This is a genomic window from Paenibacillus sp. BJ-4 (assembly GCF_020404765.1).
In the GTDB taxonomy this organism is placed as follows: Bacteria; Bacillota; Bacilli; order Paenibacillales; family Paenibacillaceae; genus Paenibacillus.
Genome location: NZ_JAIVEM010000122.1, coordinates 1 through 23,553, shown reverse-complemented (window position 1 = coordinate 23,553; position 23,553 = coordinate 1). Strand labels below are relative to the sequence as shown.

Annotated in this window: 20 protein-coding genes and 1 rRNA gene; 19 read left to right on the top strand and 2 right to left on the bottom strand. The window is 44.6% G+C overall.

The window, feature by feature from the left end; genetic code table 11:
- The first annotated feature begins 109 nt into the window (after positions 1-109).
- The 16 genes from LCF57_RS18360 (at position 110) to LCF57_RS18285 (ending at position 18,555) form a co-directional block, all read left to right on the top strand.
- Entirely contained in the window at positions 110-3,784 is a 3,675-nt protein-coding gene (locus LCF57_RS18360; RefSeq protein WP_226001987.1) for a nitrate reductase subunit alpha, read from the top strand.
- Entirely contained in the window at positions 3,774-5,357 is a 1,584-nt protein-coding gene (narH, locus tag LCF57_RS18355; protein WP_226001986.1) for a nitrate reductase subunit beta, read from the top strand. The genes LCF57_RS18360 and narH overlap by 11 nt, the downstream gene beginning before the upstream one ends.
- A complete protein-coding gene (gene narJ / locus LCF57_RS18350) occupies positions 5,350-5,916 on the top strand; it encodes a nitrate reductase molybdenum cofactor assembly chaperone (protein WP_226002059.1) in 567 nt (188 codons plus the stop codon). The genes narH and narJ overlap by 8 nt, the downstream gene beginning before the upstream one ends.
- The gene (gene narI / locus LCF57_RS18345; protein WP_226001985.1) at positions 5,913-6,596 is read left to right on the top strand and encodes a respiratory nitrate reductase subunit gamma; all 684 of its coding nucleotides are present in this window, start codon (positions 5,913-5,915) and stop codon (positions 6,594-6,596) included. Before narJ ends, narI begins: the two co-directional genes overlap by 4 nt.
- Positions 6,597-6,642: 46 nt before the next feature.
- Positions 6,643-7,095, top strand: coding sequence for a GAF domain-containing protein (locus tag LCF57_RS18340; RefSeq protein ID WP_226001984.1), 453 nt, complete (start codon positions 6,643-6,645; stop codon positions 7,093-7,095).
- A 1-nt stretch (position 7,096) separates the two neighbouring features.
- Positions 7,097-8,161: a PAS domain-containing sensor histidine kinase gene (locus LCF57_RS18335; protein WP_226001983.1), complete on the top strand. Its 1,065-nt coding sequence runs from the start codon at positions 7,097-7,099 to the stop codon at positions 8,159-8,161.
- 7 nt (positions 8,162-8,168) lie between these two features.
- Positions 8,169-8,816: a response regulator transcription factor gene (locus tag LCF57_RS18330; protein WP_043922938.1), complete on the top strand. Its 648-nt coding sequence runs from the start codon at positions 8,169-8,171 to the stop codon at positions 8,814-8,816.
- Positions 8,817-9,021: 205 nt separating this feature from the next.
- Positions 9,022-10,236: a nitrate/nitrite transporter gene (locus LCF57_RS18325; RefSeq protein WP_226001982.1), complete on the top strand. Its 1,215-nt coding sequence runs from the start codon at positions 9,022-9,024 to the stop codon at positions 10,234-10,236.
- 97 nt (positions 10,237-10,333) lie between these two features.
- On the top strand, positions 10,334-11,353 hold the full coding sequence (locus LCF57_RS18320) for a ThiF family adenylyltransferase (RefSeq protein ID WP_226001981.1): 1,020 nt from the start codon (positions 10,334-10,336) through the stop codon (positions 11,351-11,353).
- A gap of 85 nt (positions 11,354-11,438) precedes the next feature.
- Positions 11,439-11,882, top strand: a complete 444-nt coding sequence (locus LCF57_RS18315) for a molybdenum cofactor biosynthesis protein MoaE (protein ID WP_226001980.1) — start codon at positions 11,439-11,441, stop codon at positions 11,880-11,882.
- Positions 11,875-12,108: a MoaD/ThiS family protein gene (locus LCF57_RS18310; protein ID WP_226001979.1), complete on the top strand. Its 234-nt coding sequence runs from the start codon at positions 11,875-11,877 to the stop codon at positions 12,106-12,108. The genes LCF57_RS18315 and LCF57_RS18310 overlap by 8 nt, the downstream gene beginning before the upstream one ends.
- Positions 12,109-12,145: 37 nt before the next feature.
- Positions 12,146-13,162 (top strand): GTP 3',8-cyclase MoaA, encoded by a 1,017-nt coding sequence (gene moaA / locus LCF57_RS18305; RefSeq protein WP_226001978.1) that lies wholly within the window; start codon positions 12,146-12,148, stop codon positions 13,160-13,162.
- A gap of 587 nt (positions 13,163-13,749) precedes the next feature.
- Positions 13,750-14,583 carry a BglG family transcription antiterminator LicT gene (gene licT, locus LCF57_RS18300; protein ID WP_226001977.1) on the top strand — a complete coding sequence of 278 codons (834 nt, stop codon included), beginning with the start codon at positions 13,750-13,752 and terminating at the stop codon, positions 14,581-14,583.
- Positions 14,584-14,691: 108 nt separating this feature from the next.
- Positions 14,692-16,605: a beta-glucoside-specific PTS transporter subunit IIABC gene (locus LCF57_RS18295; RefSeq protein WP_226001976.1), complete on the top strand. Its 1,914-nt coding sequence runs from the start codon at positions 14,692-14,694 to the stop codon at positions 16,603-16,605.
- A 31-nt stretch (positions 16,606-16,636) separates the two neighbouring features.
- The gene (locus LCF57_RS18290) at positions 16,637-18,094 is read left to right on the top strand and encodes a glycoside hydrolase family 1 protein (protein WP_226001975.1); all 1,458 of its coding nucleotides are present in this window, start codon (positions 16,637-16,639) and stop codon (positions 18,092-18,094) included.
- Positions 18,095-18,237: 143 nt separating this feature from the next.
- The gene (locus LCF57_RS18285; RefSeq protein WP_226001974.1) at positions 18,238-18,555 is read left to right on the top strand and encodes a hypothetical protein; all 318 of its coding nucleotides are present in this window, start codon (positions 18,238-18,240) and stop codon (positions 18,553-18,555) included.
- Positions 18,556-19,307: 752 nt separating this feature from the next.
- Here LCF57_RS18285 and LCF57_RS18280 read toward each other — a convergent pair.
- Positions 19,308-19,514 carry a zinc ribbon domain-containing protein gene (locus LCF57_RS18280; RefSeq protein ID WP_226001973.1) on the bottom strand — a complete coding sequence of 69 codons (207 nt, stop codon included), beginning with the start codon at positions 19,512-19,514 and terminating at the stop codon, positions 19,308-19,310.
- A gap of 366 nt (positions 19,515-19,880) precedes the next feature.
- Between LCF57_RS18280 and LCF57_RS18275 the strand changes: the two genes are divergently transcribed.
- Positions 19,881-20,456: a sigma-70 family RNA polymerase sigma factor gene (locus LCF57_RS18275; protein ID WP_226001972.1), complete on the top strand. Its 576-nt coding sequence runs from the start codon at positions 19,881-19,883 to the stop codon at positions 20,454-20,456.
- Entirely contained in the window at positions 20,446-21,516 is a 1,071-nt protein-coding gene (locus LCF57_RS18270; protein ID WP_226001971.1) for a hypothetical protein, read from the top strand. Before LCF57_RS18275 ends, LCF57_RS18270 begins: the two co-directional genes overlap by 11 nt.
- Positions 21,517-21,827: 311 nt before the next feature.
- On the opposite strand, the gene LCF57_RS18265 is transcribed toward LCF57_RS18270, so the two are convergent.
- Positions 21,828-22,646, bottom strand: a complete 819-nt coding sequence (locus LCF57_RS18265) for a hypothetical protein (RefSeq protein WP_226001970.1) — start codon at positions 22,644-22,646, stop codon at positions 21,828-21,830.
- A gap of 798 nt (positions 22,647-23,444) precedes the next feature.
- On the opposite strand from LCF57_RS18265, the gene LCF57_RS18260 reads away from it, so the two are divergent.
- Positions 23,445-23,553, top strand: a 16S ribosomal RNA gene (locus tag LCF57_RS18260); the annotation flags it as partial.

Below are 23,553 nucleotides of genomic sequence, written 5' to 3'. Positions count from 1 at the left end.
TAGAACGAGGGATTTTCTATAGCGCTATAGGACATTCCCTAATGGGAACAGAGATGAATGAATTACATAATGAGAGTAAGCGAATGAATCTAAGGAGCGTTGATCATCGATGAAAAAAAAATACAGCCTCAACTTCTTTAAGCCGATCGAGAGTTATTCTGGAAACTGGTCAATCCTTGAGGAAAAAAATAGAGAATGGGAAAACGTGTACCGCCAGCGTTGGTCTCACGACAAAGTAATTCGTACGACGCACGGTGTTAACTGTACTGGCTCCTGTAGCTGGAAGGTTTTTGTTAAAAATGGCATCATCACCTGGGAAAATCAGCAAATTGATTATCCCTCCTGCGGTCCAGACATGCCAGAATTTGAGCCGCGTGGATGCCCGCGTGGTGCTTCATTTTCCTGGTATGAATACAGTCCGTTACGTGTGAAATACCCTTATATGCGCGGCAAGCTATTGCGACTATGGCTGGCTGCGATCAAGGAGCATAGCAATCCGGTAGACGCATGGGCGAGTATTGTGGAAGACCCTGAAAAAGCCAAACTCTACAAATCGGCGCGCGGAAAAGGTGGCCATGTTCGTGTGGCTTGGGACGATGTTCTACGCCTGATTTCGGCGCAATTAATTTATACCATCCGTAAGTACGGTCCTGACAGGATTGCAGGCTTTACACCCATTCCGGCGATGTCGATGATAAGCTACGCCTCGGGAGCACGATTCATTTCATTGCTTGGCGGGGAAATGCTGAGCTTTTACGATTGGTATGCCGATCTTCCGCCTGCCTCTCCTCAAATTTGGGGTGAGCAAACGGACGTACCTGAATCCTCAGATTGGTATAACGCGGGTTACCTGATCATGTGGGGATCGAACGTGCCGCTTACCCGGACGCCGGATGCCCACTTCATGACGGAAGTACGTTATAAAGGGACGAAGGTTGTGTCGGTAGCACCCGACCTGGCGGAGAATGTGAAGTTCGCTGACAATTGGCTCGCACCTAATCCAGGTACAGATGCTGCCGTAGCCCAGGCTATGACGCATGTCATTCTGGATGAGTTCTATAAAGAACGTCAAGAACCGATGTTCATTAACTATGCCAAGCAATATACAGATATGCCATTTATGATTCTGCTTGATCCCCATGAGGGGGCCTGGAAAGGTGGGCGTTTTCTACGGGCGAGTGATCTGGGGGATGCTTCGCCGCATGCAGACTGGAAACCGGTCATATACGATGAAGCGACGAAGGAAATGCTGGTTCCGAACGGTACGCTGGGACAGCGCTGGGAGCAGGGCAAGAAATGGAATCTGATCCTGGAGCGGGAAGATGGAACGAGAGTTGAGCCCGCGCTCACGATGGAAGGTCATGACGAGCAATGGGAAGAGATCGTATTCCCTTACTTTGATAACTCGGGTAATGGAACGTTCAAACGTGTCATTCCAGCTAAAAAAGTACGTCTGGCAGATGGTTCGGAACGTTTCGTAGCGACCGTATACGATCTGATGATGAGTCAGTATGGTATTGCTCGCAACGACAGCCCTCATAACGCCAAGGATTATTACGATGCGGCTTCGCATTATACCCCTGCCTGGCAGGAGAAAATCACGGGCGTCAAGGCATCGGTAGTGGTGCAGATTGCTCGGGAATTCGCTCAGAATGCAATCGATACCCAAGGGCGCTCCATGATCATTATGGGAGCGGGGATCAATCACTGGTTCAATAGTGACACCATCTATCGGTCGATTTTGAACCTGGTAATGTTGACTGCTTCTCAAGGCGTAAACGGCGGGGGCTGGGCGCATTATGTAGGCCAAGAAAAATGTCGTCCCATTGAAGGCTGGTCCACGATTGCCTTTGCCAAAGACTGGCAGGGACCAGCTCGATTGCAAAATGCCACTTCATTTTTCTATTTTGCAACAGAACAGTGGCGCTATGAAGAAAGCGGCACGGATTCGCTGAAATCACCGACGGGCGGAGATGTCAAATATCAGCATCCGGCAGACTACAATGTGTTGGCAGCACGTTTAGGCTGGATGCCATCTTACCCGCAGTTTAACAAGAACAGCCTGTTGTTTGCCGAAGAGGCGGCGAAGCTGGGCAAGAAATCAAACGCGGACATTATTAATCACGCTGTAGAAGAGATTAAATCGCAAAAGACTCGTTTCGCGGTTGAAGATCCAGGAGCAGCAGAGAACTTCCCGCGCTCACTCTTTATTTGGCGGTCCAACCTGATTTCCAGTTCGGCGAAGGGCCAGGAATATTTCATGAAGCATCTGCTCGGAGCGTCCGATGCGCTGCTTGCCCGGCCGAACGAAGAGCAGAAACCAGAGGAAATCGTCTGGCGGGAAGATGTAGAAGGAAAGCTTGATCTGGTGGTTGCACTTGATTTCCGGATGACAACAACCCCATTGTACGCGGATGTTGTACTCCCGGCTGCAACCTGGTATGAGAAGACAGATTTGTCCTCGACAGATATGCATCCGTTCGTGCATCCATTTAATCCTGCGGTGAATCCTCTTTGGGAATCCCGTTCGGACTGGGATATCTACCGTCATCTATCCGAAACCTTCTCGGAAATGGCCAAAGAGCATCTGCCAGGAATATATAAAGACGTTGTGACTGCACCGCTTGGACATGACTCCATAGGCGAAATTTCGCAACCGATGGGTCTTGTAAAGGACTGGACGAAGGGCGAGGTCGAAGCAGTTCCGGGTAAAACTATGCCGAATTTCAGCATTGTAGAACGCGATTATACGAAAATATACGATAAATATGTCTCGCTCGGTCCCAATTTGGCGACCGGGAAGACAGGTGCGCACGGCGTTAGTTTCTCAGTGGCGGAGGAATATGAGGAGTTAAAGAAGCTGAACGGTGTTTATTACGATGAGTCCATTAAAGACGGACTGCCGAAAATCCAGACAGCCCGCCAAGTGGCCGATACGATTCTTCATCTTTCGTCCGCAACCAATGGCCGTGTTTCCCAAAAAGCCTATGAAGAGGCGGAAAAGGATCACGGTGTTAAACTGATGGACATCTCGGCCGATCGTGCTGCTGAAAAAATCACGTTCCAAAGCATCACGGCACAGCCGCGTGAAGTTATACCAACACCGGTATTCAGTGGTTCAAACAAGCAGGGACGTCGCTACTCGCCATTTACAACGAATATTGAACGTCTCGTTCCGTTTCGCACGTTAACAGGAAGACAGCATTTCTACATCGATCATGAGATTTTCCAGCAGTTTGGGGAGTCATTGCCAGTCTATAAACCGACTTTGCCGCCAATGGTATTCGGTACGCGTGATCGGGAAATCAAGGGCGGTCAGGATTCACTGGTGCTTCGTTATCTGACTCCACACGGTAAATGGAATATTCACTCCACCTACCAGGATAACCAGCATATGCTTACGCTGTTCCGCGGAGGTCCTACGGTATGGATCAATAACGAAGACGCAGCGGCCCATGGCATTGCCGACAATGACTGGTTAGAGGTGTACAACCGCAACGGTGTCGTAACCGCACGGGCAGTTGTCAGCCACCGGATGCCAAGAGGAACGATGTTCATGTACCATGCTCAGGACAAGCATATTCAAGTGCCGGGCTCCGAAATCACGGATACACGCGGGGGCAGTCATAATGCGCCAACAAGAATTCATCTCAAACCAACCCAGATGGTTGGCGGATATGCTCAGCTAAGCTACGGGTTCAATTATTACGGTCCGATCGGGAACCAGCGTGATGTGTACGTAGCGGTACGTAAAATGAAGGAGGTTAACTGGCTTGAAAATTAAAGCTCAAATTGCCATGGTCATGAACCTGGATAAATGTATTGGCTGCCATACGTGCAGCGTGACGTGCAAAACAACTTGGACAAACCGCAAAGGCGCGGAATATATGTGGTTCAACAACGTGGAAACCAAACCCGGCATTGGCTATCCAAAGCGCTGGGAAGACCAGGAGCAATATAAGGGCGGCTGGCAGCTTCGCAAAGGAAAGCTTGAACTAAAGTCAGGGAGCAAGCTGTCCAAGATTGCGCTGGGCAAAATTTTCTACAATCCCGACATGCCGGAAATGAAAGATTATTATGAGCCTTGGACTTATAATTATGAGCATTTGACCAACGCAAAAGAGCAGAAGCATTCTCCGGTAGCGCGTGCGCATTCCGCAGTAACGGGCGAAAAGATGGATCTGAATTGGGGTCCAAACTGGGAGGATGATTTGGCGGGGGCCCATGTAACGGGGCCACTTGATCCGAATATTCAGAAAATCGAAGAAGAGATCAAATTCAATTTTGAGAAGTCGTTCATGATGTATCTCCCTCGGCTTTGCGAGCACTGTCTGAATCCAAGTTGTGTCGCATCCTGTCCTTCGGGCGCGATGTATAAACGGGACGAGGACGGAATCGTGCTCGTGGATCAGGAAGCCTGCCGCGGCTGGCGGTATTGCATGACAGGCTGTCCATACAAGAAAGTGTACTTCAACTGGCAAACGAACAAAGCGGAGAAATGTACCTTCTGTTTCCCACGTGTGGAAGCCGGGTTGCCAACCGTCTGCTCCGAGACATGTACTGGACGAATTCGCTACCTCGGTGTTCTGCTGTATGATGCGGACCGAGTGCAGGAGGCTGCCTCTATGGAGGATGAGAAGGACCTGTATAAAGCGCAATGCGACCTGTTCTTGGACCCAAGTGATCCGGCGGTAATTGCTCAGGCGAAAAAAGACGGCATTTCGCAAGACTGGATTGAGGCCGCTCAGAATTCGCCGGTCTACAAGCTTGCTATTGAATACAAGCTGGCATTCCCGCTTCACCCAGAATATCGCACGCTGCCTATGGTCTGGTATGTACCGCCACTTAGCCCGATCATGAATTACTTTGAAGGGAAAGACTCGATCGAGAATCCGGATATGATTTTTCCGGCTATCGAAGAAATGCGTACACCCGTTCAGTATCTTGCCAATATGCTGACGGCGGGCGACACGGTTACGGTGAAGGAATCCCTGCAACGGATGGCTATGATGCGCGCCTATATGCGTGCCCAGTCCACAGGACAATCTTTCGATGAAAGCCGTCTTGAGCGCGTCGGTATGACACCACGTCAGGCGGAGCAGATGTACCGACTGTTAGCCATTGCCAAATATGAGGACCGCTTCGTCATTCCGACATCACATAAAGAGAGTTATGACAATCCATACCGCGCCCAGGGAGCTGCTGGTTTCGGCGACACCTTAGGGAATATGGAAGCTTGTGGTTCTGGCGGCTGTAACGGCTGTAGCCTGGGAAGCTCAATGGGAATGGAAGAGCCTTCAAAAACAGGCAAGCAAATGGTTGAAGAAAACTTCTACGGGGGTATTTGGCGTGATTAATGTAGCGAAGCTGTATGAATGCAAGCCTTCATTCGGGTTTTTCGCCCAACAACTCATGTACCCGGAAAAGCTGGATTTTCATCCGGCTTTTCTGGAAGCATCATTTGATCCGGGTCATCCTGCGTATACGCACGCTAACAAGTACTGGTCTCTTATGCAAGAATTCAGCATGGAAGAGATTCAGGAGATGTATACGGAAACCTTCGATTTTCAAAAAAATTGCGCACTATATATGACTTACTTCAAGTTCGAAGATGCAAAAGAAAGAGGACAAATGCTAGTCAAGTTAAAGGTTCTGTATGAGATGTACGGTCTTGAAATGCCAGATGGAGAGCTGCCGGATTACCTACCACTCATGTGTGAATTTCTGTATGCCGCTGAATGGGTGCAAAATCCAAAGACGACAGAAAACTTCCGCATGCCTGTCGCGATTTTGGAAGACGGCACCTATCATTTGCTTAAAGCACTGGAAAAAATGGAAAGCCCATATTTTCATCTGGTGAAGGGACTGCGCGAAACGCTTAAAGCTTGCGTAGAACAGGAGGCAGCCACGCTATGATGTTAGAGCAGTTTTTATGGGTCATTTTCCCTTACATGTGTTTGGTTATCTTTATTGTTGGCCATGTTTTTCGCTACCGAACCGATCAGTTCAATTGGACGGCGAAATCAAGTGAATTTATTGAAAAGAAACAATTGATGATCGGTAGCCTCTTATTCCACCTCGGGATTATTCCGGTTATATTTGGTCATATATCCGGTCTGGGGATTCCAAAAACCTGGATGCACGCATTGGGTGTAAACGATCATCTGTATCATATTGGAGCAGTATATATTGGTGGAATATTTGGAGCCATAACGTTCCTCGGTATGTTGATTCTTACATCTCGTCGGTTTACAATACGCAATGTGCGCCGTTTAAGCTCAGCTTCTGATCTGATTGTAAACGTATTGCTTTTGGCCCTTGTATGCATGGGGATGTTTGCGACTCTTGTAACGAACGCAGTACAGCCTGAATTTGATTATCGGGAAACCATCTCGATCTGGTTCCGCGGTTTATTCATATTCCGTGTCGACCCGTCACTGATGAGAGACGTACCGATGTCTTTCAAGCTTCATGTACTTATGGGCTTTGCCATTTTTGCATTCTGGCCGTTCACCCGGCTTGTTCATGTGTGGAGTGTTCCATTGAATTATGTGCGCAGAAGTTATATTCTGTACAGAAGACATAAATCGAATTAGGAAAGCGGGCGCTGCCTTCTTTCCTAATTGTAATTAGGAGAGAGTGATGAATAATAGGATGGATTATCAAAGGGAGCTTGAGCGAATTCGCGAGCATTTCGGTTATGATTTCATGGCGCTTGCTCTTGTTGAACCGGCCGAATATCAATACGTAATTAAGTGGAAAAATGCGGCCGGGAATTTAAATGATCGCTTTAAACGGATTGTGCTGCAATCTGGAAAGGGCATAGCAGGAGTCGTGTTTAAAACCGGGAAATCCATTTTCATTCCATCTGTTTATCAATTTGTGGGGGCAGACAACCTGTTTAACTATCCTATCGTTCAATCCGAGAGGCTCCAGAGTCTCGGGGCTGTACCCCTGTGGAATGATGCTCGCGTCGCGGGTGTACTGCTTGGTGGATTTCGGGAAGAACAGCTGATGACCGAAGCCATGATGCGTGATTTAGAAGCCTTGGCGCATAGGGGAATAGGAGAGTTGAACGGGAAGGAAGTGATGTGAATTGACATTGTCTTTAGGGACCGGCTCTTTGAGTGCGTTAATGGTGAAGTTGTTTGAGAACAGTACGGAAGCCATTTTCTTTTTTGATCGGCAAGGGAATACCCTGGCTATGAACCCGGCAGCTGAGGAAATTGTGAGGGATGACGTCCTCATTCAACTCTATGAAGGGAAGGAAAAAGCTTTATGCGGAACATGCAGAGGCTATACAAGTGACACAGAGCCCCGCACCTGCCTTGATTGTTATTTCAATGTGCCGGAATCCAAAAATTTCGCTTCTTTCCAGGTCTATTTGGAAACGAAGCGCAACGGAATGGTTCCCTATGCCGCTTCTTTTCACACGATTGATTCTGAAAATGGAATTCGGGTGTTGATGCTGAGAGATTTGACCCCGCAATTTCAGACGCAAGAAAAATTATATCAAAACAAAATGATGAAGCATGTCATTGAAGCGCAGGAAAACGAGCGTAAACGGCTTTCCAGGGAACTGCACGACAGTGTTGCCCAGGAATTGATGAGCGCGGTAGTTGAATTACGAGTGTTAAAATATATGACGAATGATGACCAGCTCATCAAAAACATGAAGCAGACCGAAGCATCCATGACGCGATTGCTGGATGATATCCGCAACCTGTCTGTGGAACTCCGTCCTGCCACCCTGGATGATTTTGGGCTTGAAGCGGCATTCCGTTCCCATTTCAAGCGGATCGAGCAGAGCTTTGGTCTCGTGGTTGAGTTCGTGTCCGATCTTCCCCGAAAGCGGTATGGAAGTGAAAAGGAAACCGTCATTTACCGTGTTTGTCAGGAGGCCGTTCTTAATGCCTTGAAGTATGCCCAGGTAGACACGGTTAAAGTTTCTTTGTCTGAGCATGATCATGCGCTTCGTTTGATTGTAGAGGACGATGGAATTGGCTTTGATAAGGGGGGCAAGCCTATTGGAACAGGGCTCGGTTTATATGGTATGCAGGAGCGGGCAGAGCTGGTAGGCGGAAGTTTTGGCGTCCTTTCGAATGTAGGTCAAGGAACCAAAGTCTTTTTACAAATTCCGATTGGACATGAGGAGGAATAGAGACTTGATCAAAATTGTGTTGGCAGATGATCATGCGATTGTACGAAGCGGATTTTCTATGATTCTCAACTTCCAACCGGATATGGAGGTTGTCGGAACGGCGGCAGACGGAATTGAAGCATATACAATGGTAGCTAAACATCGGCCGGATATTCTAATCATGGACCTAAGTATGCCGCCAGGCGAGAGTGGATTGATCGCCACAGGCAAGATTAAAGAGGACCATCCTGATACTAAAATTCTGATTCTGACCATGCATGATGATGAAGAATATCTATTTCATATTTTGAAGAATGGTGCTTCGGGATATGTTTTGAAAAATGCACCGGATGAGGAGCTATTGCTTGCCATAAGAACCATCCATGGGGGGGGAACCTATATTCATCCTAAAATGGCCACTTCACTCGTTCGTGAGTTCATCAAGAAAGATACAACATCACAGACAGAAGATCCGTATGAGATCCTGTCAAAGCGGGAGTTGGAGATTCTGCCTCTGGTCGCAAAAGGATACGGTAACAAGGAAGTTGCCGAAAAGCTGTTCATCTCTGTCAAGACGGTGGAAGCGAACAAAGCAAAAATCATGGAGAAGTTGAACTTAAGAAGTCGGCCTGAGCTGGTTCAATATGCATTAAAGAAAAAAATGCTGGATTTTTAGGCGTTGAAGAAGAATATTTTATGGAAAAAGTCTCTTGAACAAACCAAGTCGCTTCTTGATAGAGGCGACTTTTTTTATTTTCAGGGACTCCCCCGTCAGGGAAAGGGGAGTCCCCTATATTCGATAAGATCGGCTAGCGGCTACAATGGGGACAGTAAATTAAATTTATAATTCGACAGAAAAAACGTTGGAAAAGGTGAGTTAAATGGTTAGAAAGTTACAGTTGCCGCTACAAACAATGAACTTGATCCTTGGATTTATGGTATGGGTTATCATTTCTTCCCTCATGCCGTTTATTACCGAGGATATTGCTATTCCACCCGGAAAATTGGCCATGGTCACGGCGATTCCGGTCGTGCTCGGATCGATTCTGCGCATTCCGTTGGGCTATTATGCCAACATCTTCGGGGCAAGAATCGTTTTTCTTATTAGCTTTATTTTGCTTTTGTTTCCGGTCTACTATATCAGTGAAGCTTCTACGATGATGGATTTAATTATCGGTGGCTTGTTCCTTGGAATCGGAGGAGCGGTGTTCTCGGTTGGGGTGACTTCGCTGCCGAAGTATTATCCAAAGGAAAAGCATGGGTTTGTAAACGGGATGTATGGTGTGGGGAACCTGGGGACAGCGGTAACTACCTTCTCTGCTCCAATTGTAGCGACACAGGTAGGGTGGGCACTTACGGTCAAGTTGTACCTTATTCTATTGCTTGTTTTTATCGTTTTAAATTTCTTCTTAGGGGACCGTCATGAAGCTAAAGTAAAGACACCCATTATGGAGCAGATCAAAGGGGTTTACAAAAATGAAAAGCTTTGGTTTTTCTCGCTCTTTTACTTTATTACGTTTGGCTCATTTGTAGCCTTTACGGTGTACTTGCCGAATTTCCTTGTATCAAATTTTGATCTCGCTAAAGTGGATGCAGGGATGCGTACAGCAGGCTTTATCGCGATTGCCACATTCTTCCGCCCCATTGGTGGCTGGCTGGCGGATCGCTTCCAGCCCCTGTTCCTGCTGGTAGGCACGTTTGCCGTTTATACGGTCGCTGCGATTCTTTTGGCTTTTTCACCAGGGATCACCCTGTATACAGTAGGTTGTCTGGCTATCGCTGTATGTGCTGGAATGGGGAACGGTGTCATTTTCAAGCTGGTTCCATTTTACTTTAATAAACAGGCAGGCATAGTGAACGGAATTGTATCCATGATGGGCGGTCTTGGCGGATTTTTCCCTCCGATCTTGCTATCAACGATTCATGCTGCTACTGGCCAATATTCTATTGGGTTCATGCTGCTCTCCCAAGTGGCGCTGGCTAGTCTGATACTTGTCATCTGGCTGTATTATCAAGCACGCTTGAATGTGGCTGCCGAAACGCTCGATTCGGTGGGGAAAAGTAACTTTGAGGTACAAAAAGAACTCCAACAGTAAGAGAAGAGGTATATAACGGTACCTTTGCGTTTCAACCGAAAGACACCGAAAAAACTCGAAATTGTCGGCCGTTCTTCAACGCCAGGAGGACATTGTGATGAATGAACGTTATTCAAGACAGATCTTATTTAGACCCATCGGGGGCGAAGGGCAGCGTAATCTGTCCGCTGCTGTCGTTACCATCATCGGTTGCGGGGCATTGGGTTCCGCCATTGCCGAAACACTGGTCAGAGCAGGCGTTGGGGAGCTTCATCTTATCGATCGGGATTATGTGGAGGTGTCAAACCTGCAACGTCAGCAGCTGTTCACGGAGCAGGACGCAGTGGAAATGCTGCCCAAGGTTATGGCAGCCGAAAAAAGACTGAAAGCCATACGAGAAGACGTGCGATTGTACACATATCTCGATAATCTGGACGCCGAGCTTGTTCAAGAACTTGCCGGCAAAAGCACATTGCTGATGGATGCTACGGACAATTTTGAAACTCGTTTACTTATAAACGATGCTGCACTGAAGGCCGGAATTCCATGGATTTACGGAGCCTGTGTTGGAAGCACAGGCGTCGTTTTTCCATTCGTTCCGGGCGAGTCAGCTTGTTTTCGCTGCCTTCTGCCATCGCTGCCGGCGATTAATCAGACCTGCGATACGGCTGGAATCATCTCGCCTGCAGTCCAGGTGACAGCCGCCCTCCAATGTACAGAAGCCATGAAGTGGCTGAGCGGCAGACGTGATAAGATGCGCCGCAAGGTTCATCTATTTGATCTATGGGAGAACACGCAGATGGATATAGGGATTTCCCGTATCCGTAATCATGATTGTTCAACCTGTGGAGAAGATCCTACATTTCCTGCATTGTCAGCACCACGTCGCTCGGCGTATGCTGCGCTGTGTGGACGGGATGTTGTACAGGTTCTTCCAGACCCCCATCGTCCGATTACGCTCGATGATGCAGAAAAAATGGGCAGCCTTATAGCGGATAGCGTAAAAAGAACCCCTTATTTCGTTGAATTTTATGCCTTTAAGCATCGAATGATTTTATTTAAAAACGGAAGGCTTCTCATTCATGGTATCCGTAGTACTGCCAGCGGTCAAAAACTATATCATCAGCTGTTCGGTTGAACGAGAGATAGATATAAGAGACAGAAATTTTTAATAGAGTTTGTCATCAGAGAATGGCTTGTCAGGTGGCTGGAAGGTGGAAAAGATGAGTGTATTTGAAATCGTGACGGAGCCCATTCTCCCGCAGGCTTATGCGGATCATGTCCTAAGGCCGGAAGCGGGAGCGGTGACTGTATTTACAGGGCACGTACGCGAGTGGACTCAAGGCGTACGGACCTTATACCTCGCCTATGAGGCCTATGTACCCATGGCCCAAAAAAAGCTCGCGGAGATTGGTCACGAAATCGAACAGAAATGGGAAGGGACACGAGTGGCAATCGCGCACCGGATTGGTGAGCTTCAAATCGGCGATATCGCCGTAGTCATCGCCGTTTCTTCACCTCACCGTTCGGATGCGTATGAGGCGAATGAATACGCGATCGAACGAATCAAGGAAATCGTTCCCATTTGGAAACAAGAGATTTGGGAAGATGGAACGCAGTGGGTCGGATATCAAAAGAAAAAGCCGAGGGAGATCAGTCATGATTAAGCTGTACTATTTTGCGGGACTCCGTGAGGTGACAGGAAAAACAGAAGAATGGGCAGATTTGGCGGGCCAAACTGTAGGCTATTTATCCAATTGGATAACAGATCAATATCCAGATATGCCGATGCAGTCTGTGCGAATTGCGATAAATGAGGAGTATGCGTTGTCCACGGATGTGTTGCAGGATGGAGACGTTGCAGCCTTCATTCCGCCTGTCAGCGGCGGCTGATGATAACGCTCCTAAACACGAGGAAAGGAGGAAACGTATGAATTCGTATCCGCTGAAGGACACATTGCGGCGACCGATTCGTGATTTACGTATATCTGTTACGGACCGCTGTAATTTCCGCTGTTCCTACTGTATGCCCAAAGAAATCTTCGGCGACGATTTTGCCTTTCTTCCCAAAAGTGAATGTCTGTCGTTTGAAGAGATTTACCGGCTGACGAAGCTTTTTGTATGCCTGGGGGTAAAAAAAATTCGGCTTACAGGCGGCGAACCATTAATGCGTCCGAACCTACCCGACCTTGTTTCCCAAATTCTGTCCATAAACGGAGTGGAAGATGTCGGCTTGACAACCAACGGTTTGCTGCTAGGGCAACAGGCTAAGCGTCTCTATGAAGCGGGGCTACGACGGCTTAATGTCAGTGTAGACGCTCTGGACCCCGAGCTGTTTGGGCGGATGAATGGACGGGGCATTAAGCCCGAATTTATTTTGAAGCAGATCGAATATGCACAAGAAATCGGCTTTGAGATCAAGGTCAATATGGTGGTTCAAAAAGGTGTTAATGATTCTGAAATTTTGCCGATGGCTGCTTATTTCAAGAAGAAGGAAATAACTCTTCGTTTTATTGAGTTTATGGATGTAGGGAACGACACCGGATGGAGCTTCAAAAAGGTAATAACAAAAAAAGAAATAGTTGAACGACTTAAGAATACGTATGAGCTGGAGCCGATCGATGGGAATTACTTTGGAGAAGTAGCAAAACGTTATCGTTATAAAGACAGCGATGCGCAGGTTGGCTTTATTACTTCAGTTTCTGAATCGTTTTGCTCGTCCTGTACACGTGCCCGCTTATCGTCTGATGGCAAGTTTTACACGTGCTTGTTTGCCTCAGGCGGATTTGACCTACGCCAGATGCTGCGTAACGGAGCGAATGACCAGGAACTACTCGATGCGATTACTTCAGTATGGGAACAACGCATAGACCGGTATTCCGATGAACGTACTGAACAGACAGCACAAAATAGAAAAAAGATTAGCATGTCCTATATTGGCGGATGACATTTTATACCATAAAAATGTGTTGTATTTATTGTAAGTATACCAAAAAAGAAAGCGCAAACATTTTTGTTGGCAAAGCGTAAATTAAGTGTTATTATGATGTTGGGATTGTTACTGAAAAGGCAAAACCCGAGGCATGGAATTCATATTTCCATGTGTTGGGTTTTGCCTTTTCTTTTGAGAATACAAGCTTTACAATATCCTGCACGGTTCGAATATCTGGCCCAGCCCTAACGCAGAAAGGTGAGTGATATAAAGCCTTACAAGTGCTGAACAACAAAGATGATGACGTCGACCAACGAAGTGACATCCGAAACATGATGTCATAGGACGTGGTTAACCGACTATATCCAGTTTCAAAACGGAATATCAGATCGGTTTGGGAGCACTCAAGATCATTCAGGGAAAACGTAAGGCTTTTGTCTTTTGAAATGAATGCGTTTTCATAAATTGAAATTGTAAATCAATACATTCGAATTTGATTTACGACGAAGGTTTGATCGGCTATTACCGTCTTGTGACCTATCTGAAATTTCGCCCAGCATCTAAATCCTTTTTTAATGCTTATGGGATAAGGGGGCAGTTAGATGATCATAACGAAGATATTTAATAATAACGCCATAATAGCCAAAGATTCAAAAAGGGATGAATTTGTTGTTATGGGTCGTGGTATTGCATTCAAAAAGAGTGCAGGAGAACAAGTAGAAGAACATCTAATTGAAAAGGTCTTTGTGCTTAAACAGAAAGATGCTTCAGAGAAATTTAAATTATTGTTAGAGGATGTTCCTACAGAATATGTTTCGTTATGCTATGACATCATTGAATATGCAAAAAGCATATTAGAAGCACAATTGAGCGATTATATATATGTTTCGCTTACGGATCACATGAACAATGCATTTAAAATGTTTGATGAAGGGCTTAAAAATGCTAATCCGTTAATTTGGGAAATTAAAAAATTCTATCCTAAAGAATTTGGGGTTGGATTAAAAGCACTGGAGTTCATTGAAGACGAGACAGGCAAACGCTTGTCGGAAGATGAAGCAGGTAATATAGCCCTTCATTTAATAAATGCTCAGGTAAACAGCTCCTGCAATAAGGTAGCAGATGTTGCTCAGCAAACTCAAAAAATACACGATATCTTAAATATTATTAAGTACTCTTATAATACCACCATAGATGAACACTCAATCAGTTATGAGCGATTTATTACACATTTAAGATTCTTCTTTCAGCGATTAAATAAAAAAGAAAAAGTAGAGCTGCAAGACGATTTTTTGTGGAGGCAAGTGAAAGCAAAGTACAAAAAGGCCTACGGCTGCATGCTGAAAATCGAGAAATACTTGAACACGGTGTTGTCAGATGAGGAAAAACTGTATATAACGATTCATATTCAGCGTGTGACCCAAAGACAAAATTGAATAACTTCTTGGATTGTTACTGGTAATGCAGGCGAAACCAACCTAGATCGAATTTTGATCTGTTTGGTTTCGCCTTTTTTTATAAATACAAATAAAGGGGAACTTACGATGAAGTATGAGACATTAGCAAAAGACATCATCAGGAATGTCGGCGGCAAAGAAAATGTGAATAGTCTAACTCATTGTATTACGCGTTTGCGTTTCAAACTAAAAGATGAAAGTAAAGCCAATACAGAGGTTTTGAAAAATATGGATGGCGTTGTCACTGTGGTAAAGAGTGGCGGACAATATCAGGTTGTTATAGGTAACCATGTACCTGAGGTTTATGCTGATGTTACTGCCGTAGGCGGTTTCCAGGCAGGATCTTCAGAAGAAGCATCAGATGAAAAAGTGAGTTTGTTCAATAGATTCATTGATACCATTTCGGGTGTATTTACACCCACGCTTGGTGTGTTAAGCGCCACGGGGATGATCAAGGGATTCACGGCCTTATTTGTAGCTTTGGGCTGGCTTAGCAACACATCAGGCACCTATCAAATTCTCAATGCATTAGGAGATTGTTTATTTTACTTCTTCCCTATTTTTCTGGGGTATACGTCAGCTAAAAAGTTCAATGCCAACATTTTTATAGGTATGGCCATAGGGGCATCGCTTGTTTATCCGACATTTAGCACGATAACAGCCACGGGCAAACCACTATATACTTTATTTAGCGGTACTATATTTGAGTCACCGGTATATATCACCTTCTTAGGTATTCCGGTCATTCTGATGAGCTATGCGTCAACCGTTCTTCCGATTATCGTATCCACCTATGTAGGCTCTAAAATAGAAAACTTCTTTAAAAAGGTCATCCCTAGTGTAGTGAGGACATTTTTGGTTCCGTTTTTCACATTATTAGTTATTGTTCCATTAGCACTGATCGCAATTGGACCTCTCTCAACTTGGGCAGGTCAACTACTTGGGGCAGCAACCCTCTTTGTGTATAACTTAAGTCCAATTATTGAAGGCATAATCATGGGCGCTTTCTGGCAAGTGTTTGTTATTTTTGGATTACACTGGGGTCTTGTTCCTATCGCTATGAACAACTTAGCAGTGCTTAAATTCGATCCGATTCTTGCGGCTACGCTGGGTGCTTCCTTTGCGCAGACGGGTGTCGTGCTGGCGATTTTGTTTAAAACCAAAAATGTAAAACTGAGATCACTTTCTATTCCAGCTGTCATCTCCGGGATTTTTGGTGTGACAGAACCAGCGATTTACGGTATTACATTACCACGCAAGAAACCATTTATTTTAAGCTGTATAGCATCTGCAGTAGGCGGCGGTATTATCGGAATGATGGGAACGAAAGGTTACATCATTGGCGGATTGGGTATTTTCGCTATTCCGAGCTATATCAGTCCGGCAGGAATAGACAGCGGATTTTATGGGGCTGTTATTGGTATCCTGGTAAGCTTTGTATTAGGCTTCTTGCTTATGTTCTTTGGTGGATTTAAGGATGATGAAGTAAAAGAAGCTAAAAAGGAAGACGGTTCAACACAAGCAGCCAAAGGAGAAGTTTTAGTAAAACAAGAGACTGTGATCAGCCCATTAAAAGGCGAAGTGAAGCTTTTATCTGAAGTAACAGACGAGGCCTTTTCGACAGGTGCTTTGGGCAAAGGGATTGCCATCGAACCTTCCGAAGGCAAGGTCGTTTCACCAGTAGACGGCGTATTAACGTCATTATTTTCTTCAGGTCATGCGATCGGAATTACAAGTGATCACGGTGTTGAGGTCCTCATCCATGTAGGCAAGGATACGGTCAAATTAAAAGGCAAACATTTTTATCCTAAAGTAAAACAGGGGGATGCTGTTAAAAAAGGCCAGCTGCTCATGGAATTTGATATGGAAGCTATCAAAGAGGCCGGTTATGTTCTGACCACACCAGTTATCGTTGCCAATACTGCGAATTACCTGGATGTCATTGAAACAGAAAAGAAGTCGATTGAGTATCAAGAGGATTTGTTGACCGTTGTGGTCTAATCCTAATCAAATATTGAGGAGGAATTAAATAATGAAAAATACAACTAAATTGGAATTTCCACAAGGATTTTTATGGGGAGGTGCAACGGCTGCTAACCAATTTGAAGGTGGGTATAATGAAGAAGGTAAAGGGCTAAGCACTGCTGACGTAATTACAGCCGGAACGCATACGACTTCACGAAGAATTACGCCTGTACTGGAAGAAGGAGTGAATTATCCAAGTCACGAGGCTATTGACTTTTTCCACCGCTATCAAGAGGATATCCGCTTATTTGCGGAAATGGGATTCAAGGTCTTTAGAATGTCCATTGCGTGGTCAAGAATATTTCCTAACGGGGATGACGCAGAGCCCAATGAGCAAGGCTTGCAGTTCTATGATCGTGTATTCGCAGAATTGAAAAAGTACAATATTGAGCCGTTGGTTACAATCTCACATTATGAAGCACCGTTTCATTTGACCCAAAAATATAATGGCTGGTCAGATCGCAGAGTCGTAGATTTTTATGTGAGATATTGTGAAGTGCTTTTTAACAGATACAAAGATGTCGTGAAATACTGGTTAACCTTTAATGAAATCAATATTTTAACCCTGTCATTTGGCGCCTTCATGGCTGGAGCTATGATGCCGGAGGGGAATGGGGAGCTTGCCCATGCTACAGTGAAGAATGAGCAGATTCTGTATCAAGCTTTGCATCATCAATTTATTGCTAGTGCAAAGGCTGTAAAGCTGGGTCATGAAATCAACAAGGACTTTAAAATCGGCTGTATGATTGCTTATATGTGTTCCTACCCACTTACATGTCATCCTGATGATATTCTGCTGGCCCAACAAAAGGATAACTTAAGCAATTTCCTATGCTCAGATGTTCAAGTAAGAGGAGCTTATCCGGGGTTTGCCAAACGCTATTTTAGCGATCATAACATTCAGATTAAGATGCAAGAAGAGGATGAGAAGATCTTAAAAGAAGGCTGCGTAGATTTCTATACCTTCAGTTATTATTCATCTACTTGTGTCAGCGCCGATCCCAATCAGGAGAAGGTGGGAGGAAATTTATCCATGGGCTTAAAGAATCCTCATTTGAGAGCAAGTGCCTGGGATTGGCAGATCGATCCACAGGGATTAAGATGGTCCCTCAATAACATTTATAACCGATATCAAATCCCGTTAATGGTTGTTGAAAATGGTCTTGGCGCCGTAGATACAGTGGAAGAAGACGGTTCAATTAACGATGATTATCGCATTGATTATCTGAAGCAACACATTGAGCAGATGAAAGAGGCCATTGCTGATGGGGTAGCCTTAATAGGCTATACTCCGTGGGGATGTATTGATCTGGTAAGTGCAGGAACTGGTGAAATGAAAAAACGTTATGGCTTCATTTACGTTGATAAGGATAATGAAGGTAAAGGGACACTTGCCCGATCCAGAAAGAAGAGCTTCTATTGGTATAAGAACGTAATCGAAACGAATGGAGAGCAGTTGGATTAAATTTAGTGCCTGAATTGCGAGTGGAGTAGGTCTTAAAGACGAATCTAAAAAATTTACAGCAGCGCGTGCCGATCTCAATCAGTATGCGCTGTTTAAATTTTTTGAAGGGAGTAAAGTCTTTAGTCACGATTGTATTCGTGTATATGGAGATATTATATTATATTGTACTAGTTATTGTGAGTTTGAATTTCGTTGTTGAAAGAAAATCCCTATATCCTGAAGTGTTAGTTTTAGATGATAAAGAGGAAGTCGTAATACATGCATCAAACGGATGGATTGATTATCCGAAGCGTTGGTCTGTCTTGGATCTGGAGCACACATTTCTGGAAAACAGAAAAAGAGAATTTAATGCAAATGAATTTTTAAATGCTGCACAAGGGATGGGATTTCTCCTGGATGGTAATGCTCCTCAATCTATTCAAGAGGTTGATTCTCTGATTATGTCGTTGTATGTGGATTAAACTGACTGGTTATATTTCCAGAACAGCGCATGTGTTTCGTTTATTAATAATCGCTCGCGAGGATTAAGCAACACTGTTGCCAAAATTTGATTCCAACCATCGCCTGTGATTTTGACCCCGTTTATGGTTTTTATGGCTCAAGTAAATTTTGGTGTTCTTATAGTCACCTTAGTCATGTTGATCTCAATTCTTCCAAGACTGAAATGGTTTGATTGGTCTGAAGACGTTATAGATTCATTTATCCCTCATTTAAAGCAGGGATATATAGATCCTTCAAAAATTAACTGAAAAGGGCATTCATACGTTAGTTTGAGAGTTACCGAGACGACAAGATCCTGCAGAAATTATCCATACCCAAGGGATAGATGCATTCAAGAAATGGAAATGCGAGATATTCTCAAAACTGTACATAGGGGCGATAAGATATGACCCAGTTCTCAGTAGAACTTTTGATCGCTGGTTCGGAAAGAAAACTACGCTTGAATTAACTGATGATAATGGGGGTATTGTTAAACGTACCGTAACGGAAAAGTGGTTAAAAACAATGCAGTAACAAGGGGGAATATCGGTTGTTAGAAAATCTACTTTAGTTTCAATATGTACCGAAATGGCGGTATTGGGAGTCGTCTTTTAGGCGGGTATGGATGATCTTCCCTTGAAGTGGGAAAGTATCAAAAGCGAAATAATAAGATACGATGTAATTTTTAAGGATGTCCAAATGGGTCAAGGAGTGGAGGACGAGCCTCCACAGCTTAACCAAAGAATAGGTCGAGAATATTAGATCCCATCGACGATTGTTTGTTGTAAAATTCGGAATAACCGCAATTTGCGCAATAGACGACGACAAATTGGTTACTCTGGATATCAAACATTTTGGAGAGGCCCGTGCCGGTCATGGCCACCTCTTTCGTCTTAGCGTTTCGGCTGCCGCATTTCACGCATCCCTGTTGTTCATTCATCTCTTATTACCTCCATATTTGCTTTCGCGCTTTGTATCCTAATACGGATCGTGTTCAGACATGGTTGCAAAAGATGGGAATGGTTTTGTTCCCCCCAGCCCTTATATTCGTATAATCCCTCGAAGGCTAGGTTATAATTCAGCACTTCGATACTCCAGACCTTCTTATAATCATCCGACAGCAGGCCCAATTCCTTGAGCTCACCGTGCAATCTGACGGAAAGAACAACATGTTTTCCACGCTTTCATGCCGCTGCTCGTCTTCCCGCAATCCATAGACTCCCAACCGAAAACATAAAAAACCGAACTTTTTTTCCATCGAGCGACAATATAGGGTGTAAGCTGCTTACTCAGGAGGGCCCTCTGAATGCAAAGTGAATCTATGTACCACGTGCTCACAAAAATGATCGAAGGAGATCAGCAGGCGTTTCACACGTTGTATGATGCCACCTATAAGGATGTCTACCGGACCGTCTCTTTTCTGGTGGATCATCCGCAGGATCGCGAAGATATTATGAATGAGATCTACATGCAAATGTGGACCTCGCTTCCCAACTACGATCCGAATCGTCCTTTCCACTTCTGGCTGCACGGCTTGGTCATCCGACAAGTGCAAAGATTCCGGGTGAAAAGCTGGAGGAGATTCCGAATTTTCGAACGCATCCGTGTCTTTTCTCGGGAAGATCATCATTGGGATCAGCCCACGGTGAGGACGGGTGGGACAGACCCCGAGATATCGAGGGCCATGCACAAGCTGACCGATAAACAGCGAACGGTGATCATCCTCCGCTTTTATCACGATTATACGCTGGAGGAGATTGCGACATTACTCGATATTCCGCTGGGTACAGTCAAGTCCAGATATCATGCCGGCCTGCAGTCGCTTCGAAAACAATTGGGAAATCTCCCGTTGGAAAGGATGGATAAGAACAATGCCTATTGAAAGTCAAATCAGCGAGTACCTGCACCAAGAGGCAGAGACCATGGAATGTCCCCCGGCTGTTTCCAAACGAATCGAACAATCCTATTCTCAATACGTACAACGGCAAAGGAGCAAAAAAACGATGAAAAAAAGATTGATCGGCGGCATCGTTGCTGCAGTAATTATGATTCCAACCGCGGCATTCGCGGCCCCTCCCCTGATTGAAATGATTACGAGAACACCGATGACAGCCAAGCAAGTCAAGATGGATGCGGTTGGCCAAGCAGCGCTTGAAAAGTTGTATCGCTCTTATCCGGAAACCAAGTCGTTTGAAATTATCGACGCCAGCCAGATTGGAGGAGACCCCGCGAATGCAAGTCAGGGTAAAGCCATTCAAACAAGCATCGTGCTGCAGGAAAAGGGAGCTCACGGCAAAAAGGTCCGACTTGATTTGAACGGTATCACGGGTGAAATCGAACATGTGAACCAAGAGAATTGGGAGCCTCAGGAGAAGCCGGTCATCTCCTTAACCGATCAAGAAATCAAATCGAAAGTAGATGATCTCATTAACAAACTGTACGGCAGCTCCAGTAAGTACGAATGTAACATGGAGCCGATGCAGAAACCGGACCAAAAAACGTTTATATTGAACTACACCGAAAAGGGATCAACAACGCCGTTTTATCAGGCATTGGTTCAAGGGAATACGATCAGCGTTTCTCTGATCGGAGGCGGCCCTGCTCCATCCGTGGAAGGCTTTTTCACGACAAACGGCAAGCCTGACTATACTGCGGATGCCTTTTTAAACGATGAAAAGCTCTTTTCTTTACTTCACATGAGTCCAGCAGACTTGAAACAAGAATTGGCAAAGGGGGCATCTGTCGTCGAGATCGCAGCATCTAAAAAGATTTCCAAACTACAAGTCATGGACGTAATCGCAAGTACGCAGGCAAAAAAACAAATCCAAGCCGATCCGCATGGTGGAGCTACTGATGACGATCGTACGCTGGAACTATTGAAACGGATTCTTGAACCCAAAGTATTGAAAGTGATTGAACACAAAACGGAAAAGCCTTGGTAGGGAGAGCAATACAGGCGCTAGAAATGGCGCCTGTATTTTACTTTTTAGATATTCTTACATTACGCATTCGAAATTCAATTGATGTATTTTGGGCTGCTCACCCTATGCAGCTCTAAATGAAATATTAGACGGTAAATAAAGTTGTAGACTGGCGATTCATATAAACAAAGGACAATGGTTACAGAAGATTTTAGTTGAAAAATCGGCAGCAGAAACTTTGAAGTCCCTGCTGCCGCCAATTTTAGAATATATAATACTGATTTCAGAAGATTCGCGCGTCCTGAAACATTGGTCCTTCAGGAACATCAATCCTACGGTGTAATACTTGTTAGTATTCTCGATTTTGCAGCTTTTTCACGCTGACTAGACTCGATACCAGTATTGTTTCCAGCTATCGGATACATAACATTATCTGTTTTTAAACTATGTTTTTGCTCGATTGTAAATGTGGTCCCATCATCATTTTGAATAAAGATTGTAGTTGATGGCCCGGTTGGATCAGAGTTATCTTGACCGGAGACCGTACCAAAAAGAATATGACCAATTTCATGTGCTAAAGCACTTTGATTGTTTGAGTTGTTTGAATTCTCCGACATAACAATGTAATGAAATACAGGGTTTCCGGTGTTGGGATACGCACATCCAATGGTTGTACCGTCTGAGAAAGTAGAAAAGGGTACATACCAAACAGAGATCCAATTTCCAAAGAGATCGAGATTAACATAATCCCAATATCTTTTTTTGGCCATCTCTTCGCGAACGTGGTTATTTGGGCCTTCATCATTTAAGAAAGGACTACTACAATCTACATCTTCTTGTTGCAGATTAATAACATTTGCTTCTTGTTGTGTTAGTTCTATTGGATTCATCTCCACAAGGGGAAGTTTCCAAATCTCCCTTGCTTTTATCATGTCCGTTCTAAACCGATCACTTCCATCCGGTTTCGTTTTTGCTGCTCCGTGAAAAAAGTAAGCTATTACACCACCAAAGGAGTTGGAGTCTTCCCTTAAATTCTCGGAGGGATCAGCTATTCTCGTTGCCTTATAACCGGTGTCCAAGTAGCCGTTAGATATTTGCACAACTATAATCCTCTTTTCCATGGTTGCTACCAATACAATTATTTTCTCCATACGGTACGCATTTATTCATCTCCTTCAATACTACAACGTATGCATCTTAGAGCAATGCATGTAAACGGTCGTACTGATAGAGAAGCAATGATTATTTCTTCCGCTAACTAACATTCTTACGAATCCAGAAAGCACACTCGAATGAATTAAATATATACAGAACCCGACAAGAGCGAATATCGTAACAAAAAAATGAAACAAAGGCAGTCTATTACTGTACGCCTAAGAGCCAGTACGCACCCGCTGGGCCGCTACTCACGCCGATAACTAGAGCGCCTACGCCGGGAGAAAGCGCCCCGGCCAAGGCGCTCTACGTTCCTTTTGTTCGTTTAACGCACCCCACGGAGCGTTAAGGGCTCAAAGTAGATCAAGGAAGGCAGTAGATTCGGTCAAAGATTCAAAGTGTATACAATGAAGAAAAAATTCGAAAGTATGAGGAGTATAGTAAAAGAAAAGATTTTGATAAGTTACTTATCATTGGTATAACTTACATGTAGTAATCAGCAAACCTAAATGATATATTATTTATCCGGTCGTAAGATAGGCTGTGATGTAATGGTTCAAAAAAAAATTCAAAAGATCGTTTATGAGTTATTATTTACCAGTAGTATGAATCGCCAAAGTATGATATATTACTTATCCGGCCCAAGAAAAGCCGAATGAAAAAGATTGATCTTTGAAAACTGAACAACGAGTGAGTAAATTGATTTTGTTCGCAAAATCAAACAAGAGATATTTTATCTCGTCAGTTTCAACATGAGCTAATCGCTCTTTCGATAAACCAGCTTCGGTTGGTCTTTAATGGAGAGTTTGATCCTGGCTCAGGACGAACGCTGGCGGCGTGCCTAATACATGCAAGTCGAGCGGGGTTATGTAGAAGCTTGCTTCTACATAACCTAGCGGCGGA

Bases quoted from the DNA above. Each gene is read 5' to 3' on its own strand.
- LCF57_RS18275 (WP_226001972.1), top strand. From the start codon at position 19,881: ATGCAAAGTGAATCTATGTACCACGTGCTCACAAAAATGATCGAAGGA.
- LCF57_RS18285 (WP_226001974.1), top strand. From the start codon at position 18,238: ATGGAGATATTATATTATATTGTACTAGTTATTGTGAGTTTGAATTTC.
- LCF57_RS18320 (WP_226001981.1), top strand. From the start codon at position 10,334: ATGAATGAACGTTATTCAAGACAGATCTTATTTAGACCCATCGGGGGC.
- LCF57_RS18265 (WP_226001970.1), bottom strand. From the start codon at position 22,646: ATGGAGAAAATAATTGTATTGGTAGCAACCATGGAAAAGAGGATTATA.
- LCF57_RS18295 (WP_226001976.1), top strand. From the start codon at position 14,692: ATGAAGTATGAGACATTAGCAAAAGACATCATCAGGAATGTCGGCGGC.
- narI (WP_226001985.1), top strand. From the start codon at position 5,913: ATGATGTTAGAGCAGTTTTTATGGGTCATTTTCCCTTACATGTGTTTG.
- licT (WP_226001977.1), top strand. From the start codon at position 13,750: ATGATCATAACGAAGATATTTAATAATAACGCCATAATAGCCAAAGAT.
- LCF57_RS18270 (WP_226001971.1), top strand. From the start codon at position 20,446: ATGCCTATTGAAAGTCAAATCAGCGAGTACCTGCACCAAGAGGCAGAG.
- LCF57_RS18360 (WP_226001987.1), top strand. From the start codon at position 110: ATGAAAAAAAAATACAGCCTCAACTTCTTTAAGCCGATCGAGAGTTAT.
- LCF57_RS18325 (WP_226001982.1), top strand. From the start codon at position 9,022: ATGGTTAGAAAGTTACAGTTGCCGCTACAAACAATGAACTTGATCCTT.
- LCF57_RS18310 (WP_226001979.1), top strand. From the start codon at position 11,875: ATGATTAAGCTGTACTATTTTGCGGGACTCCGTGAGGTGACAGGAAAA.
- LCF57_RS18280 (WP_226001973.1), bottom strand. From the start codon at position 19,514: ATGAATGAACAACAGGGATGCGTGAAATGCGGCAGCCGAAACGCTAAG.
- LCF57_RS18315 (WP_226001980.1), top strand. From the start codon at position 11,439: ATGAGTGTATTTGAAATCGTGACGGAGCCCATTCTCCCGCAGGCTTAT.
- LCF57_RS18340 (WP_226001984.1), top strand. From the start codon at position 6,643: ATGAATAATAGGATGGATTATCAAAGGGAGCTTGAGCGAATTCGCGAG.
- moaA (WP_226001978.1), top strand. From the start codon at position 12,146: ATGAATTCGTATCCGCTGAAGGACACATTGCGGCGACCGATTCGTGAT.
- LCF57_RS18290 (WP_226001975.1), top strand. From the start codon at position 16,637: ATGAAAAATACAACTAAATTGGAATTTCCACAAGGATTTTTATGGGGA.